Raw genomic sequence first — 15,982 nt, 5'->3', positions numbered from 1 at the left:
GCTGGGTGCGGTTACTCTTCCTGGCCTTGCGTCTCCTGGAAGCGGCGATACCGCTGGTTCGCGCTCTCCGTCAGGATCTCCGCCTGCTCGCTCAGGAACCGGTACGGGTTGTCCTGGACCGCGAGGACCTCCAAGAAGCTCTCCGGCAGCATCCAATCCTCCGCCAGCTGCTCGATCGGGTCGACGGACTTGAACTCCCGATCCTCGTCCTGCATCAGGAATGCCCAATCCGCCAACGCCTTCACCGGAGGCTGGACCGACGCCCACTCCTCCCGGGCTTCGTCCGCCGAGAGCTCCGGTGTGATCCACACCAGGTCGGCCAGCACGATCTCCTCGGCCTGCCTCTTCGCCATCGTGAGTCGACCCACCTTCTCCAGGTAGGTCTCCCCCGCCGGGTCCGGCCCGGCGATCCTCTGGCTCAGGTCGTCGACCTGGCCCTGCACCTGCTCGCCCAGATCCTCGAAGTAATCCTCCGGGTTCGGCAACGCCGCGTACCGGGCCGGGGCCACCTTGATCCAGTGATCCCTGGCTATCAATCCGTACTGGTTCATCGGTCCCACCATCCTGTTCAATCCAAAAGTCATCAAAGCTCAGCTGGCCACTGACAAGGGCGGCCTCAACGGGCGAAGGTTCAGCGTTTCGTTCCGCCTCAAGCTGGGCGTCAGCGCTGCTCTCATCGAGTCCCCAGAGGTCGAATTCGCCCTGGTCTGATGAAACATGCTTCTTCGAACGCCTGCCGGCCATACGCCACTCCCCTGTCCCCCGAATGGGTGCGCTTCGAGGTTAACAGGTCGAAACAGCGCCATTGCTGGCACGGTTCCCACAGCACCCGGCAGCGCTCGACGAGCGGAGCCGCGCAACACTGCTCAGTCGGCGAGGATCAGATAGAGGGCGCGTCGGGCCTCGTCGAGTTTCTCGATCGCGGCCGTGCGCTGGGCGTCGGTTGCAGAGAAGCGGAATTGGTGGACGACGCCGAACAGCTTTCCGACGCTCTCGTGGAAGGCAGCGTCCGCGTCGGACTGGCCCGGGGTTGCCTCCCACGCCTTCTTGAGATCGTCCGCGTGCTCGGCCAGGTACGCCGTGCCTGCCTCCGTCAACTCATACTCGGTGCGACGACCGTCACCCGTGGGAGAAATGAGCTCCTCGTCCACGAGCTGCTGCAGCGTCGGATACACCGAGCCAGGGCTCGGCCGCCAGGCGCCACCGGTCTTCTCCTCTATCGCCCTGATGAGTCCATAGCCATTCGACGGGCGCTCGGCCAGGAGCGACAGAATCACGGACCGGACGTCGCCCTTGCTTGCTCGCCTGGAACCGCGAGCACCACGTCCGAAGCCCGGACCAAAGCCGCCGAAACCCGGACCAAATCCCGCTCCCCTGCCGAAACCGCGGCCGTGGCCCTGTGGGCCGTGCTCGGACAAGTCGTGGTGCGAGCGGCCGGACTCCGGGCCGAACTCCATGCCTGGTGTGTGAAAAATGCGCCTCATGATCGCATCCAACCTTTCGTGTCAGGAAGAACAATCGACGTAACCGCAACCTCGCTGCGATGTATCAACGATATATCGTTAAGCTTCACGCCGTCAATGGAATCGGTCTGTCGATGGCGAACTTCCACATCATCCAGGGCCGCAAAGACCGCAAAACTACTGAAAGCTATCGAACTCTAGCTCTTTGCTACACTTGCGTAGATTTCAGTAGATATGAGGCATCATGGATCCGGTTTTGAACCCCTATTCCCCCGGAGCAGGCCGCAAACCAGCCGCTCTCGTGGGGCGCGACCAACCCCGTTCTGACTGGAACGTCGCACTGGACAGAGTCGAAGCGGGTCGATCCAATCAGCCGTTCGTGCTCTATGGTCTGCGTGGCGTCGGGAAAACAGTTCTGCTGTCGGATTTTCGACGTTCAGCTGACGGTCGGGAATGGATCGTGGCACAGGTTGAGGCGGGCGGGGACAAAGATTTGCGGGAAGCTCTCGGTGAGGCGCTCCACGCTCCCCTTGCGGACCTGGCACGACCTTCCGCAGGACGGCGTCTAGCAAAAGCGCTGAAAACCGCCCTGAGCTTCAAGGCCTCCTACGATGCCACCGGCACCTGGAATTTCGGGCTCGACCTATCCGGCGCTTCTGGAGGAGGAGCAGATACTGGCGTCTTTGAGACCGACCTCCGCAAGCTCATTCAGGACCTGGCGGCGGCAGCGGAAGAGGAGGGGGTCGGCGTTGCCATACTCATCGACGAAGCGCAGGACCTGTCCAAGTCTGAGTTGATCGCCATCTGTGCGATTGCGCATGCGTCCGCCCAGGACGACTGGAGGGTGCTTTTTGCTCTAGCAGGACTCCCCAGCCTCCCTCGGGTTCTCGCCGAAGCGAAGTCCTACGCCGAACGGTTCAACTACGAGAAAATCGAGGCGCTCCGTGGCTCTGTCGCGGCTGACGCATTGACGAAGCCCGCCGCTGAAGAAGGCGTCGAATGGGAGGAATCGGCCGTCGCGCTGCTCGTCGAGGAGAGTGCCGGGTACCCATATTTCATCCAGCAGTTTGGTCAAGACACGTGGAACGAAGCCGCGGGCCCAACCATCACCTACGACGATGCTCGTGTCGGGGCGGCGAAGGGCAGAGCAGCCCTCGACAGCGGGTTCTTCCGTGCCCGTTGGGACCGGGCCACTCGGGGTGAACAGAACTACATGCGCGCAATGGCCGTGGACGGAGACAACGGCAGCCCCTCGGGCGAAATCGCCGTGCGCTTGCGCCGGGCACCAGCAAGCCTGGGCCCGAGTCGTGCGAACTTGATTGCCAAGGGACTTATCTACGCACCCGAGCACGGAGTGGTGGCCTTCACCGTTCCAGGCATGGCCGCGTTCATCGTGCGCCAGCCCAAATAACGCGACCAGACCCCAATCCAAGCTTGCCCGCACCCACTTTATTCATCCCTATCGTCAGTGTCGGGACAGGCGAAGCGTCTCTTGCGGTCAGGTCGGGCGACGAGGAGACGATGCGAACCCATCGTGTCTCGGTTCCGACTCCCTGTCGTGGTTAGCCAGCTTCGCCTACGCGGAGGTAGGCGTAGACCGTTTCACGGCTGATGCCGTACTCGCGGGCCAGCGCCGCTTTCAGGACCCCGGCCGCGGCCTTCTCTCGGAGCTCGGCCGCCCGGGCCGCGTCGAGGGCCGGCGTGCGCCCCCGATACGCACCTCTCTTCTTGGCCAGCGTGATGCGCACTGACGTTCCCGGATCAAAGAACGCTCGAACCCAGCAAAGGCTCCCATCACGTTTAGGAGGAGCGTCGCCATCGCGTTGTCGTCGCCGGTGAATGTGAGCTGTCGCCGTTGCCGCTTTCGTGGAGTTTTCAAGCTCGGATGTCTCGTTTGCCCCGCCTGACATTAAGCCCGATGACGGGCGTCATACGCACGAGGTCGAGCACGTCACTCGAGCATCACGCCCGCACTTCGATCGCGCTCTCGACGCCCTTCAGGCTGGCGACACTCTCGTCATCACGACTCTGGACCGACTCGGCCGATCGACACAGAACATGCTCGCCTTCGCCGAAGAACTCCGCGGCCGCGACGCTGGCCTTCGCGTACTGAACTTGGGCGGCGGGGATGTCGATACGTCGACACCGATGGGATCCATGCTGTTCACGATCATGGCGGCGCTCGGACAGATGGAACACGAGATCAAGCGCGAGCGTGTGGTCGACTCGATCACCAAGCGCCGTGAAGCCGGCAAGAGCCTGGGCGGTCGCCCTCGGCTCATTACCGACAGCCAAATCCGCAACGCCCGCCGACTCATAGAAGGTGGAGAGACAGCCGCGCAGGTCGCGCTCGATCTTGGAATGTCCAGAGCGACCTTCTATCGCCGGGCGCGAGCCCTGGGACTACCGCCAGATCAATCTGCCGATGAGACCCTGACAAGCGACACCGGCAAATAGTGGTCACAGAACGCCGGCAAGGAGCGCCAGCAGTTGCAGATCATGGGCAGACCGCGAAGTTTCGTTTCACGCTCGGCTTACGGGCAAACTGGGCCGGTCATCTACTCATCCGACGGCTCTGATGTGCGGGCGTCTTCACTGTGTGCTCGACTGTCCTGAGGCTCAGGCGCCGAGGATTCTTCGGCCGATAAGATATGAGCCGCGCCGCCATTGTCCGGTTCTTTTATTCTTGCGATTGAAGCGGAACGGTCCTCTAGTCCAGTCGGTGAGGTGGCTTTCAATCCGGTCGAGAGCTTCATATGCCTCGAACAAGCTGGAGCCGACCATTGGAAAGCGATCGCCGCCCTACTTCGCGGTGCCGTTCAGGGCTTCGGACAGCTCCTCACGGTCGGGTCTGGCGTCGAATCGGGACATCGCCTCATCCAGTGCGTAGCGCAGTTGGCCCCGCGTGAGCGGTGGCCCTGCATTGGGGTCTCGGTGAGACTCTGCCTCCGCATTTTCCGGAAGCCGGACATACAAGTCGCGCCACAGCACACTGAACGGTGTGAAGTTCGGGGCCCCCGTTATCGCGGTATACGCGCCCTTGCGTATCCGCCAACGCCGTTTCCGGCTTGACCGCTGCGGCCGCTTCGTTCTACCTGCCACTCCGACGAATCCGCGGACATCGATCCAGCCCTTTGGGGCTTCGTTCAAGAGCCTTGGCATGATGCTCCAGTAGTCAAGCAAGAACGTCACGCGTCCGTATGGCGCGGGCGGATTTGGGGGGATCTTCCGCATCTGAGAGCCGGCGATGATCGGTGCGGCCAGCCCAGTCTCCACTCTGTGAAGGGGCGGCCGTTTCGCCGTGTTCTAGACTGTGCACGGGCCGAATGCGCCTGCTGAGGGTCGACGGTTTCCTGCTGCGGTTCGCAAACTCTCCCCGGCACACCCAGTTGATAAATCTGAGCGAGGACGTTGAATGAGGCGTTTCACGGCGGACGATGCCTGCCTGCTGCTGGCGCGGTTGCGGGAGAGAACACCTCTGGTGCAGTGCCTGACCAACGCGGTGGTGACCAACTTCACCGCTAACGCGTTGCTGGCGGTCGGGGCTGCGCCGGCGATGACCGACATCCCCATCGAGGCCGACCAGTTCGCCCGTATCGCTTCGGCCACGCTAGTGAACCTGGGCACTCCGCATGCGGAGCAGCGTGCGGCCATGCTTGAAGCGGCCCGGGCGGCGCACGAGATCGGCACGCCGTGGGTGCTCGACCCGGTGGCCGTCGGCGTCCTTTCGGTGCGCACCCAGCTAGCCGCCGATCTGCTGGCGTACGCGCCCACTGCAATCCGCGGCAACGCCTCCGAGGTGATTGCCCTGAACGGCTCGGGCCATGGCGGCCGGGGGGTGGACTCGGTCGACACGGCGGAGCAGGCGTTGGATGCCGCTGGCCGGCTTGCTGACCGGTACGGCTGCATCGTCGCGATCTCTGGGGCGACCGATTTGATCACCGATGGAACCGATGTCATCCGCCTGAGCAACGGCCATCCCTACCTCACCCAAGTCACCGGTGGAGGGTGTGCGCTTGGCGCCATAACCGCGGCTTTCCTCGCGGTCGGCGACGATCGTCTTGTTGCCACTGCCGCCGCGACGGCCGTATATACGATCGCGGCCGAGCGGGCGGCGGTGGGCGCCGGCGGTCCAGGCAGTTTTGCCGTCGCGTTCCTTGACGCATTGGCGAGCGTTGACGGGGCCGCGATCCGGGCGTCGATAGCGATTTCATGACTGAGTTCAGTAGGGAGACTTTCACGCCAGGCGTGTATCTGGTCACCGACACGGCGTTATGTGGCAGTCGCGGGGTGGTCGAGACGGTGCGGGCTGCGGTAGCCGGTGGCGTCCGAACGGTGCAGATCCGGGAGAAAGATGCGTCCGCTGCCGACTTCTACCAGCTCGTATTGCGCATATCCGAGGCTGTCGGTGACCTGGCCGCGATTCTCATCAACGACCGGATCGACGTGTTCCTGGCTGCCCGCGCTGCGGGCGCCCGCGTGCATGGCGTCCACGTCGGCCAAAGCGACCTTCCGGTTACGGCCGTGAGGATGATCGTCGGCGACGACGCGATCATCGGGTTGACCGCCAATACTGTCGATCACTTCCGCCAGGTGGCTCTCCTGCCAGATAGAACGGTCGACTACCTGGGCGCTGGTGTGATCCGGGCGACGGCCACAAAAGTGAACCATCCGACGCCGATCGGCGTGGACGGTTTCGCCGGGTTCGCTGCCGTGGCAGGCCTGCCTTGCGTGGCCATTGGCGGAGTCTTGCTGGACGACGTGGGCGAGCTGCGCCGGGCGCGGGCGGCAGGTGTCGCAGTGGTCTCCGCGATCTGTGCCGCCGCGGACCCGAAACGGGTGGCCGAGGATTTTGTGGAGGAGTGGAACCGATGATTCGTACCGTCCTGCCGCGCACAGTACCCCGAGTTCTGAGCATCGCTGGCACCGATCCAACAGGTGGGGCCGGCATCCAGGCGGACTTGAAGAGCATTGCCGCGCAGGGCGGCTACGGGATGGCCGTCGTCACCGCGCTGGTTGCCCAGAACACCCACGGGGTGAGGTCGGTGCATATTCCGCCGGTGGCCTTCCTTCGTGAACAGCTCGATGCCGTCAGTGACGACGTCACTATCGATGCGGTCAAGATCGGGATGCTCGGCAATGCCGAGATCGTTCAGGCCGTCGATGACTGGTTGGAGAAGGTGAAACCGCCGGTGGTGGTGCTTGACCCGGTGATGGTCGCCACCAGCGGCGACCGGCTGCTCGAGCCGGCTGCAGAAAGCGCCATGATCCGGCTGCTCAGCCGGGTCGACTTGGTCACACCGAACCTGGCGGAATTGGGGGTGCTGTTGGGAGAGCCGACCGCTTCGACCTGGCCGCACGCACTCGAGCAGGGCAAGCGACTCTCGTCGGCGCATAAGGTCATTGTGCTGGTCAAGGGCGGCCATCTAGAGGGTGCCGTGTGCCCGGACGCGCTGGTGGATGCCACCGGCCAGCTGCCCGCCGGCCGGCAGATGATTGAGGTTGCAGCCGATCGGGTGGACACCGCCAATACCCACGGAACCGGATGTTCGATGTCGTCGGCGATGGCGACATTGCAGGCCCGGCTCGGGGACTGGAGCGTCGCGTTATCGATGACTAAGTCCTGGTTGCAGGAGAGTCTGGAACACGCCGACGAACTCGAGGTCGGTACCGGGCGTGGTCCTATCCACCACTTTCATCGGTTGTGGGCAGGCGGGCCGCCCCAAGGCTGACCCGCACTGTTTCGGGGCCGGCCAGCGCGCCGGTCAGCACGAGCGCTCCAGCCAGTGCGAGCAGCGCTGCGACGGCGCCGTGGTCGCCGAGCACATTCTGCAGGGCCGGCAGATAGTACGGGTAGAGGGCTGGAATGACGATGGAAAGGCTATAACCGACCCCGTAGCCGCTGGAGCGCACGGCAGTCGGGAAGCGTTCGGCCAGGTAGGCGCCGACCGGGCCGTAGCCGGAAACGGTGACGATCTGCAGCGCCACGACCAGCAGCACCAAAGCCGTGGTGCCGGCGGCGGTGAAGACGGCTAGGAAGATCACCGGTCCCAGTACCGCTGCGATCAGGCCGAAGCCGATGAAGAAAACGCGGCGGCCGGTGAACGTCGACAGGTGCCCACAACCGGCCATGGTGAAGGCGCTTGCGGCGGTGCCGCACATCATCGCGAACGTTATGGTTTGTGCGCCCACGTCGGCATCGGCGCCGAGTTGCCCAGTCAGCACCGGGATGGCCATGTAAGTCAGCAACCACATGCCGCTCATCAGAATGAATACCTGCCACAGCGCCCGGCGGTGTTCGCCGATGAGAATTTCCTTCAGCGGGTTCGTGCGGCGTGGGGTCTGGGTCCACATCGGGGAATCCTCAACCCGGGCACGATAATAGGCGAGCATTCCAAAAGCGAGCACGGCGCCGAGCAGGAATGGGATGCGCCAGCCCCATGCGTTGTAGCTGGCGGTGTCGAGCGTGCCGTGGAGTACGAACACCAGGCCGGCGATGGTGGCGTTGGCCCAGGGTGACATCCACATGATCAGCCCGCTGACAAGCCCTCGCCGTTCAGGTTCGGACCATTCCATCGCCAGTGGAACAGCCGAGGTGTATTCACCGCCGAGAAAAATTCCGCCGAGAAAACGCAGCGCCAGGATCAACAGGAGCGATCCTGCACCGAACACGGCGTGGCTGGGAACCAGTGCGATGAGCAGTGTCGTCAGCGCCACGCCGGTGAGTGCGACCTTGGTCGTCGCCGTGCGGCCGATGCGGTCGGAGATCGGACCGAAGATCGCTGCTCCTATCGGCCGCCCGAGCAGCGTCGCGACAAAGATCAGTCCGGCGTTGCTGACCAGGTTTTCCGACCCGAAAAGATGCGCCGCTGCTGGCGTCAGGGCGATGACGGGTAGGAAGATGTCGAATTGGTCCACATAGTTGCCGAAGATCCCGCCCCGTATGGCGCGGCGCATGCCTGGCGGTGCAGACGGTGGCAGTTGAGCGGGGGCAGAGGCGGGGTTGGGGTGGGCGTAACGCATCAACTTCACTTCCTTTGCCGGCATTACCCGGTAGGTTCAACGGTCGAAGCTGCCTCAGCTTCCTCTCAGCCCCTGCAAGAGGGCTCCCGTGTGGACGAGGAACAACGTAGCACTCTGTGTCAGGGGCTGCGTTTAGCCATGTTTGCGTTCGGCCATGTTCTGGCCCCTTTTTTCTGGTTGTGATTGTCTGCAAGCGCGCGGCGAGAGTGGGGATCTGGCGGCGACCTCGTCGGAGTCGTAATGGTGCTGTTCGATGACTTGGTACGCACGCATGGAGTGTGAACCAACACGTTGTTCGTCCAGGCTTGGCTGTTTCTTGGTTACACTCGTCTTGAACACGGGAGTCCGGTGAGCCGGGCTGAGAGGAAGATTATCAATCTTCGACCGTCGAACCTGATCTGGATCATGCCAGCGCAGGGAGGCAATTTTCTCACACCCGTGCCCTGATATTCCTGCAATCAAGGAGGGCACGACAGTGCAACTATCTCTACTCAAAAGTGCGCCTTCGTCGTGGGTGACGGTGGGCGCGCTGGCTCTTGCCGCGGCGACAGTTCTGAGTGGCTGCGCCTCAGGCTCGGCGACTGGCACCGCCTCGTCTACCGCGTTGACTCCGGTGACCTTCGCCTTGGACTGGACACCGAACACCAATCACACCGGGCTGTATGTCGCTCTTGAGAAGGGCTACTTCACGCAGGCGGGGCTTGAGGTGAAGGTGCTCCCATACAGCCAGTCATCCACCGACGCACTCATCAACGCCGGCTCAGCTGACTTCGGTATCAGCTTCCAGGACGCGGCCACCTTCGCGGCGGCAGCGGGTGTGCGCAACATCTCGGTGATGTCGGTGCTGCAGCACGACGCTACGGCGATCGGGGTCCTGGCCAGCCGCGACGACATTCGCAGCCCCAAGGACCTCGACGGCAAGACCCTCGGCATGGCAGACCCCAGCGCAACTTTCCCCACCGAGGCTGCGGATGTCATCAAGAACGACGGTGGAACGGGCGAGTTTAGGAAAATCACGCTGGGCACCTCCGCCTATGAGGCCCTCTATGCCGGCAAAGTTGACTTCACCTCGGCATTCACCACCTGGGAGGGCATCGACGCCGCTCTTCGCGGCACCCCGATGAAGTTCTTCGCTCTGCACGACTATGGCCTACCGGACCAATACTCGGTGATCGTCGAGGCAAACCGGGACTGGACGGCCAAGTACCCTGCCGCCACTGCTCAGTTCGTCCAGGCCCTGCAAAAGGGGTACCAATACGCCGCCGACCATCCAGATGCCGCGGCGAAGATTTTGATCGACGCCAACCCCGGTGCCTTCGAAAACACGGAACTCGTGTACCAAAGCCAGGAAAAACTGAGCGCTTCCTACCTCAAAGACGCCAACGGTAAAGTAGGCACTCAAACGGCAGACACCTGGCAGCAGCTGGCCGATTCCCTCTACCGTGCCGGCCTCTTGGCCGACGAAGACGGCAAACCGCTCACAGCGCCGCTGGACACGTCGACACTGTTCACTGAGCACTACCTCAGTGAAAAATAGCATCACCGTGAAGCGGGCTACAGCGCCCCGCACGACTGCACTCTCGGCGCTAGCGCCTCCCGCCGCGATCCTCACCGCGCTCGTGATCACCTGGCAGGTGGCGGTGACGGCAGGCGGAGTGCAGCCGGCGATCCTGCCCTCCCCGCAGCGCATTCTTCAGCAGGGCTGGGAGGCCCGCACCACGATCTGGGACAATACGCTCCCCACCCTGCAGGAGACGTTTCTCGGCTTCGCCGTCTCCCTGACCGTCGCTTGGACGCTGGCAATCCTGATCGATTTTTCGCCATGGCTGCGGCGAGCACTGGTGCCACTGCTGGTGGCATCCCAAGCTATACCCATCATTGCGATCGCGCCGCTGATGATCATCTGGTTCGGATTCGGAATGCTGCCCAAAGTCATCGTCATCGCCCTGGTGACATTCTTTCCGGTCACGGTCGGACTGATTGACGGCTTCAACCGCACCGATCGGGACGCGATCAATCTGCTGCGCAGCATGGGGGCTAACCGGTGGAAGCAGTTCGTGTACGTGCGTCTTCCGTCGGCGCTTCCCTCGTTCTTCACGGCCCTTCGAATCGGAATCGCCTACGCCGTCACCGGTGCCATTTTTGCCGAGTACGTCGGCGCCGAGCGAGGCCTGGGCATTTATATGGCGGTGATGAAGAACTCGTTTCGCACCGATCTTGTGTTGGCTGCCGTTGCGGTGACCGCGTTCGTGAGCGTGTGCCTGTTCCTGTTGACCTACGTCGCCGAACGGGCGATCATCCCTTGGCATTCGAAGGAACGCAGGAGCTGGCATGGCTGAGGCGACTCCCCCGAAGATCGAACTGCGCGGAATAGGTAAGTCGTTTCCGCTCGGCCACGGGCAGGTACGGCCGGTCCTCGACGACATCGCCTTCTCGGCGCGGCCGGGCGAATTCGTTGCCGTGATCGGTCCGAGCGGATGCGGCAAGAGCACCATGTTCAACATCATGGCCGGCCTGGAGACGGCCAGTTCCGGCGAGGTCTTAGTCGACGGGGATGTCGTCACCGGTCAACACGAACACTTCGCATACATGCCGCAGAAGGATTTGTTGTTCCCGTGGCGCAGCATTCTGGAGAACACATCCCTCGGCCTCGAGGTTGCGGGGGAAACCAAGAAGACCGCCCGAGCACGGGCGGCCAGTCTCTTTGCGGCCTTCGGCCTGTCCGGTTTTGAAGATGCACATCCTTTCGAACTCTCCGGAGGCATGCGCCAGCGCGCGGCCTTGCTGCGCACCGTGGTGCAGGGCAGAGATGTCCTGTTGCTGGACGAGCCGTTCGGGGCCCTGGACTCCCTCACCCGCACCGACATGCAGTCCTGGTTGCAGGGGGTGTGGTCCCAGAACGCCTGGACTGCGGTGCTGATCACCCACGACATCCGTGAGGCGATTTACCTCGCCGACCGGGTGGTCGTCCTCAGCGCGCGGCCGGCATCCGTGCGGCTGAACCTGACCATCGACCTGCCCCGGCCGCGCGAGCTGTCGATGACCACCTCGGCAGAGTTCGCCGGATACGAACGCACGCTCCTGGCGACCCTGCACGAGGAAACCCTCTCGCCCAGAGGACCCTAAACCGCAGCGCCGATCGTGGGTCGTTCCAGCCCCAGGTGCCCACGTAAGGTATCCGCGGTATAGCGGGTGCGGAACAGACCGCGCCGTTGTAACACAGGGATCACCCGGTCCACGAACTCATCCAATGATTCCGGCAGCAGCGGCGGCATCACATTGAAGCCGTCCGCGGCACCGGAACGAAACCACAACTCGATTTGGTCGGCGATCTGCTCCGGCGTTCCGACCATGGTGCAATGCCCACCGCCGGCGGCGAGCCGGCCCAGCAACTGCCTTACCGTGGGCTGCTCAGCCTCGATAATTCGTAGGATGGTCGCATACCGGCCCTGCGGCCCGGTGAAGCCGGCCAGCGGCGGCAGCGGCGGCACCGGCACATCCAAATCCCAATTGCTGCAATCCTGTTGCACGAACGTTCCCAGCTGCGCGAGCGACTGCTCGGTCGGCAGGAGGGCGTCGACCTCCGCTTGCTTCGCACGCGCCTGCGCCTGTGTGGACCCCACATAAGTGACGAGGCCGGGCATGATCAACACCGTATCCGGATCGCGTTTGGCTACGGCAATGCGCCGTTTCACATCCTGGTAGTACTCCTGCCCGCTGGCGAGGTCATATGCCACCGCATAGATACCTTCGGCATAACGGGCGGCCAGCTCCCGGCCAGGGACGGAGGCGCCGGCCTGAAACAGAACCGGTCGACCTTGCGGCGGGCGCGGCACCGTCAGCGGGCCGTCCACCCGGAAGTGCTCACCGGAGTGGCCGATCGGCCGCACCCGGGCCGGGTCAACATAGAGACCTCCGCGGTCCAAGACCAGAGCATCGTCCTCCCACGAATCCCACAATTTCAGCGCCGCCTCGATGAACTCGGCCGCCCGGCTATAGCGCTGATCGTGGGAGGGCAGCACATTCATTCCATGGTTGCGGGCTTCGGCGTCAAACATGGAAGTGACCACGTTCCAGCCAATGCGCCCCTTACTGATGTGATCCAACGATGCAAGCATGCGCGCCGCGTGGAAAGGCGTGTAAAAGGTCGCCGAAACGGTGCTGACCAGCCCGATCCGGCTCGTCGCCCGCGCCATCGCGGCCATCGCCGTCAGCGGCTCAAGAAACCATCGCGGGCCGGTACTCACATCGCCGACGGCGTGCCCGTCGGCGAAGAACACCGCGTCAAAGAGGCCACGTTCAGCGCTTCGGGCGAGCCGTTCGTAGAAACTGATGTCTCCCAACTGCTCGATGGGCGACTGCGGCCGCCGCCAAGCGGCGCCATGGTGGCCGCAACCCATGAGGAACGCATTGAAGTGGAGCTGGCGCGGGGCTGCCATGACCGGCGCGGCCCTAGTTCATCACCAGGCCGCCGTCGACTATCAGGTTCTGCCCGGTTACCGACCGCGCCCAGGGGGAGGCGAAAAAAAGTACCGCATCCGCAAATTCGGCCGGGGTTGTCACCCTGCGCAGAGGGGTGGACGCGGCGATGAAGTCGAACACGTCCTCGGGGGTGGCCGCGCTGGCATCCGTGGTGCGCAGCAGCCCGCCAGAGACCATGTTCACGGCGATGTTGTGCGGGCCAAGCTCTGAGGCGAGAGTGCGGGTCAGGGAGAGCAGGGCGGCCTTGGCGGCAGTGTAGTCGTGGTAGGGCACCACCGGGTTTTGGAACAGGTTGGTGCCGATGTTGATGACGCGGCCGAACCCGGCCTCGCGCATGCCTGCCAGCGCCTGCTGGGTCGTGTTCAGGGCACCGCGGACACTGCCAGAGAACTGCGCCTCAAACTCGTCCCAGCCGATGTCGGCAGCGCCGGAGCGGGCATCGCCGTTGAAACGGAAATCAGCCAACGCGTTATTGACCACCGTTGTCACAGGGGAGCCAAAATGTGCCTGAGCCTGCGTGAATATTGCCGCGACCTGGACCGGGTCGGTGACGTCGGCCCGTACGGCAAAAGCGTGCTCAGGCCCGAAGCTGGCGGCCAAGGTTTCTGCCGCCGCGGCGCTGTGGCGATAGTTGATGACCACCCGGGCGCCCTGAGTCGCGAAAGCGTGCACGATGCTGGCGCCCAGGCCGCGTGCGCCGCCGGTGACCAGGACAATCTGTTCTGCTATTTGCATGATTTTCTTCACCTTGGGTAAGGCGAAAGGACGAGATCCGGCCCCAATGCGGTGCACGTAATTCTCCGTGACATCCCTTCGCTAGTTCGAACTAGATCAGGTTCAACGGGTGTCATCTCAGCCGACCGTCATACAGTCAGCACCCCGTGTCGCTGGAAACGATTATACGCAACCGCCTGGTACCGGCGAATTCGCGTCCCGAGCCTGAACTCATCAACTGCTGAGACCTTCGCCACCTGGTCAACACCGTCCACGACCTCACCGACCGAGGCATCGGCCTCAAGGTGCTCACCGGCGAGGGCGCCGCGATCGACACCACGACAGCATCCGGGAAGCTCGTCTTTGGTATCTTCGCAGCCCTGGCCGAGTTCGAGCGAGCACTCATCTCTGAACGCACCGTCGCCGGGCTCGCCGCGGCGCGGGAACGGGGGAGGACCGGCGGGCGCCCGTTCAAGATGACGCCGGCTAAAATCCGCCCGGCCATGGCCGCTATGGGGCAGAAAGAAACGGAGGTCGGCGCCCTTAGTAAGGAGCTTGGGATCACCCGGCAGACACTGTATCGCCACGTTTCCCCGACGGGGGGCGGAATTTCAAGGTGGATGAGGCCAGCGTGAGTTTAGGCGGGTAGTTTCGGCTCTTCTTCTTATGCTTCGGCTGGCTTGTTGATCCAGGCCGCGTCGCGGGTGGCAAGGATTCTCGGGTCGAGGTTGGTGCTGAAGCGCTCCGGGAACACTGGGGCGAACTTCAAGGTCTTAAACCACGCCTCCGAGTAGGGGGGTTGTCGTTACTCACCCGGGGCCGGGAATGCGACTTGGCCACTTCCAGATCCGAGAGCAGGGAGGCGACGGTGAACCGTCCCGGGTTTCATGCCGCCGTTTTGTTGGCGGCTCCGTCTCTTAACGGGCCGGTTATTTCAGCGTAGTAGTTGCGTTCGTATTCCTCGGGCGGCATGTTGCCGAGGGAGCTGTGGAGGCGCCGATTGTTGTACCAGTCGACCCAGTCGAAGGTGAGTTCCTCGACGTGAGCGAGGGTTTTCAGCGGGCCGGTGATGAAGGGTGAGTTGTTCGCGACGGCCTCGTTCTTGTAGAGCCCCATGACGGTCTCGGCGGCAGCGTTGTCGTAGGCGTCGCCGATGGTCCCGATTGAGGCCACGAGGCCCTCGAGAGCGACCGTCTCGGTGAACTTGATCGACGTGTATTGGGCAGGTTCAACCGATCGGAGTGCCAGATCGCGTCAGGCTCGATCTGGGTCGTCGCGGCGGCGTTCTTGAGCGCGTCGGCGACGAGTTCGGTGCGCATGTGATCGGCGATGGACCAGCCGACGACTTTCTTTGAGTAGCAGTCGATGACGGTGGCCAGGTAGATGAAGCCCTGCCACGTGTGGATGTAGGTGATGTCGCCGACGAACTTCACCCCGGGCCGGTCGGCGGTGAAGTCCCGCTTGACGAGGTCGGGCATGCTCGCGGCGGCCTCTGCGTCAGCCTCGGTGGTGATGCGGAACGGGCGCGGCTGACAGGCCACCACGCCTACTTGGCGCATGATCTGCCGCACCAACTCGGGAGAGCACTCGGTTTGTTCCTCGGCGAGATCGGCGTGGATGCGCCGATACCCGTAGGTGCCCTCGGACTCCTCGAAGAAGTACTGGACCCTTGCTATCAGCGCCTCCCGGCGGGCCGCGGTGGCCGATTGCGGACGTGTGGCCCAGTGATAGAAGCCGGACGTCGAGACGGCCAGCCACCGGCACATTTTCACCACCGAATTCAGATTGGCGGGCTCAGCTTTTTGGGAATCGATGAATTCGTACTTGCTCACTACCGCTGCTCCCGGGCGAAGTAAGCACTCGCTTTTTTCAAGAAAGCGGTCTCCGCTCGCAGCTCTTGAACTTCACGCTCGAGCTCCTTCAGCCGGGCCCGTTCCGACACCGTCAGATCCGTCTCCGTGCCGCCGTTGGCCTCGCGGTATTTGATCAGCCAGTTGCGGAGAGTCTCGGGGCCGACGCCGTATGCGGTGGCGACGTCCTTGATCGGTTTGGAGGTGTTGATCACCTCGCGGCACAGCTCGTCCTTGAACTCTTGGGTAAATTTCCGACGTGATGCGGTCATGCTGGTCTCTACTTTCAGTAGTCCCTCATTTTAAGAGGGCCCACTGTCCGAGATCTCCGCGGCAGGTCACGGCTACTGCCTCCGCGCGCCCGCGCAGGAAGCCTGCCCCTACGCCAACATCTGCGAGCACTGCCCCAGCTACCGCACCGACGACACCTACACGCCCGTCCTCACCGCG

Annotated in this window: 12 protein-coding genes, 5 pseudogenes and 3 riboswitches; of the genes and pseudogenes, 9 read left to right on the top strand and 8 right to left on the bottom strand. The window is 63.4% G+C overall.

Annotated elements, in window-relative coordinates; genetic code table 11:
* Nucleotides 1-11: 11 nt before the first annotated feature.
* On the bottom strand, nt 12-551 hold the full coding sequence (locus E3T54_RS17665; RefSeq protein WP_134474830.1) for a hypothetical protein: 540 nt from the start codon (nt 549-551) through the stop codon (nt 12-14).
* Between the two features lie 315 nt (nt 552-866).
* Complete coding sequence (locus E3T54_RS05095) at nt 867-1,277, bottom strand: PadR family transcriptional regulator (RefSeq protein ID WP_370254917.1); 411 nt, start codon at nt 1,275-1,277, stop codon at nt 867-869.
* A 430-nt stretch (nt 1,278-1,707) separates the two neighbouring features.
* Between E3T54_RS05095 and E3T54_RS05090 the strand changes: the two genes are divergently transcribed.
* Nucleotides 1,708-2,874 (top strand): ATP-binding protein, encoded by a 1,167-nt coding sequence (locus E3T54_RS05090; protein WP_134474828.1) that lies wholly within the window; start codon nt 1,708-1,710, stop codon nt 2,872-2,874.
* Between the two features lie 151 nt (nt 2,875-3,025).
* Here the strand turns inward: E3T54_RS05090 and E3T54_RS05085 are convergent.
* Nucleotides 3,026-3,309, bottom strand: a pseudogene (locus E3T54_RS05085) (recombinase family protein); the annotation flags it as partial.
* Nucleotides 3,310-3,419: 110 nt separating this feature from the next.
* Here E3T54_RS05085 and E3T54_RS05080 point away from each other — a divergent pair.
* The 4 genes and pseudogenes from E3T54_RS05080 to thiD all read left to right on the top strand — a co-directional run.
* Nucleotides 3,420-3,920: pseudogene (locus E3T54_RS05080) on the top strand (recombinase family protein); the annotation flags it as partial.
* A 958-nt stretch (nt 3,921-4,878) separates the two neighbouring features.
* The gene (gene thiM, locus E3T54_RS05075) at nt 4,879-5,679 is read left to right on the top strand and encodes a hydroxyethylthiazole kinase (RefSeq protein WP_134474826.1); all 801 of its coding nucleotides are present in this window, start codon (nt 4,879-4,881) and stop codon (nt 5,677-5,679) included.
* Entirely contained in the window at nt 5,676-6,338 is a 663-nt protein-coding gene (gene thiE / locus E3T54_RS05070) for a thiamine phosphate synthase (RefSeq protein WP_134474825.1), read from the top strand. Before thiM ends, thiE begins: the two co-directional genes overlap by 4 nt.
* A complete protein-coding gene (thiD, locus tag E3T54_RS05065; protein WP_134474824.1) occupies nt 6,335-7,195 on the top strand; it encodes a bifunctional hydroxymethylpyrimidine kinase/phosphomethylpyrimidine kinase in 861 nt (286 codons plus the stop codon). Before thiE ends, thiD begins: the two co-directional genes overlap by 4 nt.
* Here thiD and E3T54_RS05060 read toward each other — a convergent pair.
* Nucleotides 7,146-8,510 carry an MFS transporter gene (locus tag E3T54_RS05060; RefSeq protein WP_241977068.1) on the bottom strand — a complete coding sequence of 455 codons (1,365 nt, stop codon included), beginning with the start codon at nt 8,508-8,510 and terminating at the stop codon, nt 7,146-7,148. The genes thiD and E3T54_RS05060 overlap by 50 nt on opposite strands.
* Nucleotides 8,479-8,586: riboswitch (TPP riboswitch) on the bottom strand. (Overlaps the previous gene by 32 nt.)
* 227 nt (nt 8,587-8,813) lie before the next feature.
* A riboswitch (TPP riboswitch) is annotated at nt 8,814-8,923 on the top strand.
* 38 nt (nt 8,924-8,961) lie between these two features.
* On the opposite strand from E3T54_RS05060, the gene E3T54_RS05055 reads away from it, so the two are divergent.
* The 3 genes from E3T54_RS05055 to E3T54_RS05045 are packed head-to-tail and all read left to right on the top strand — an operon-like array spanning nt 8,962 to nt 11,612.
* Nucleotides 8,962-10,023, top strand: a complete 1,062-nt coding sequence (locus E3T54_RS05055; RefSeq protein ID WP_206751259.1) for an ABC transporter substrate-binding protein — start codon at nt 8,962-8,964, stop codon at nt 10,021-10,023.
* Nucleotides 10,013-10,825 (top strand): ABC transporter permease, encoded by an 813-nt coding sequence (locus E3T54_RS05050; RefSeq protein WP_134474823.1) that lies wholly within the window; start codon nt 10,013-10,015, stop codon nt 10,823-10,825. The genes E3T54_RS05055 and E3T54_RS05050 overlap by 11 nt, the downstream gene beginning before the upstream one ends.
* On the top strand, nt 10,818-11,612 hold the full coding sequence (locus E3T54_RS05045) for an ABC transporter ATP-binding protein (protein ID WP_134474822.1): 795 nt from the start codon (nt 10,818-10,820) through the stop codon (nt 11,610-11,612). The genes E3T54_RS05050 and E3T54_RS05045 overlap by 8 nt, the downstream gene beginning before the upstream one ends.
* On the opposite strand, the gene E3T54_RS05040 is transcribed toward E3T54_RS05045, so the two are convergent.
* Nucleotides 11,609-12,925 carry an LLM class flavin-dependent oxidoreductase gene (locus E3T54_RS05040; protein ID WP_134474821.1) on the bottom strand — a complete coding sequence of 439 codons (1,317 nt, stop codon included), beginning with the start codon at nt 12,923-12,925 and terminating at the stop codon, nt 11,609-11,611. The genes E3T54_RS05045 and E3T54_RS05040 overlap by 4 nt on opposite strands.
* Nucleotides 12,926-12,938: 13 nt before the next feature.
* Nucleotides 12,939-13,703 (bottom strand): 3-oxoacyl-ACP reductase, encoded by a 765-nt coding sequence (locus tag E3T54_RS05035; protein WP_174844394.1) that lies wholly within the window; start codon nt 13,701-13,703, stop codon nt 12,939-12,941.
* A gap of 56 nt (nt 13,704-13,759) precedes the next feature.
* Nucleotides 13,760-13,860, bottom strand: a riboswitch (TPP riboswitch).
* A gap of 67 nt (nt 13,861-13,927) precedes the next feature.
* Here E3T54_RS05035 and E3T54_RS05030 point away from each other — a divergent pair.
* A pseudogene (locus tag E3T54_RS05030) lies at nt 13,928-14,317 on the top strand (recombinase family protein); the annotation flags it as partial.
* 47 nt (nt 14,318-14,364) lie between these two features.
* On the opposite strand, the pseudogene E3T54_RS05025 reads toward E3T54_RS05030, so the two are convergent.
* Nucleotides 14,365-14,552 (bottom strand): annotated as a pseudogene (locus tag E3T54_RS05025) (IS3 family transposase); the annotation flags it as partial.
* 15 nt (nt 14,553-14,567) lie between these two features.
* Nucleotides 14,568-15,804 (bottom strand): annotated as a pseudogene (locus tag E3T54_RS05020) (IS3 family transposase).
* Nucleotides 15,805-15,982 lie beyond the last annotated feature (178 nt).

The organism is Cryobacterium sp. Sr8 (assembly GCF_004403225.1).
In the GTDB taxonomy this organism is placed as follows: Bacteria; Actinomycetota; Actinomycetes; order Actinomycetales; family Microbacteriaceae; genus Cryobacterium; species Cryobacterium psychrotolerans.
The sequence above is the reverse complement of the archived record's forward strand: the minus strand, read 5'-3'. Positions and strand labels throughout refer to the sequence as shown.

Bases quoted from the DNA above. Each gene is read 5' to 3' on its own strand.
- E3T54_RS17665 (WP_134474830.1), bottom strand. From the start codon at position 551: ATGAACCAGTACGGATTGATAGCCAGGGATCACTGGATCAAGGTGGCC.
- E3T54_RS05090 (WP_134474828.1), top strand. From the start codon at position 1,708: ATGGATCCGGTTTTGAACCCCTATTCCCCCGGAGCAGGCCGCAAACCA.
- thiM (WP_134474826.1), top strand. From the start codon at position 4,879: ATGAGGCGTTTCACGGCGGACGATGCCTGCCTGCTGCTGGCGCGGTTG.
- thiE (WP_134474825.1), top strand. From the start codon at position 5,676: ATGACTGAGTTCAGTAGGGAGACTTTCACGCCAGGCGTGTATCTGGTC.
- thiD (WP_134474824.1), top strand. From the start codon at position 6,335: ATGATTCGTACCGTCCTGCCGCGCACAGTACCCCGAGTTCTGAGCATC.
- E3T54_RS05060 (WP_241977068.1), bottom strand. From the start codon at position 8,510: ATGCCGGCAAAGGAAGTGAAGTTGATGCGTTACGCCCACCCCAACCCC.
- E3T54_RS05045 (WP_134474822.1), top strand. From the start codon at position 10,818: ATGGCTGAGGCGACTCCCCCGAAGATCGAACTGCGCGGAATAGGTAAG.
- E3T54_RS05040 (WP_134474821.1), bottom strand. From the start codon at position 12,925: ATGGCAGCCCCGCGCCAGCTCCACTTCAATGCGTTCCTCATGGGTTGC.
- E3T54_RS05035 (WP_174844394.1), bottom strand. From the start codon at position 13,703: ATGCAAATAGCAGAACAGATTGTCCTGGTCACCGGCGGCGCACGCGGC.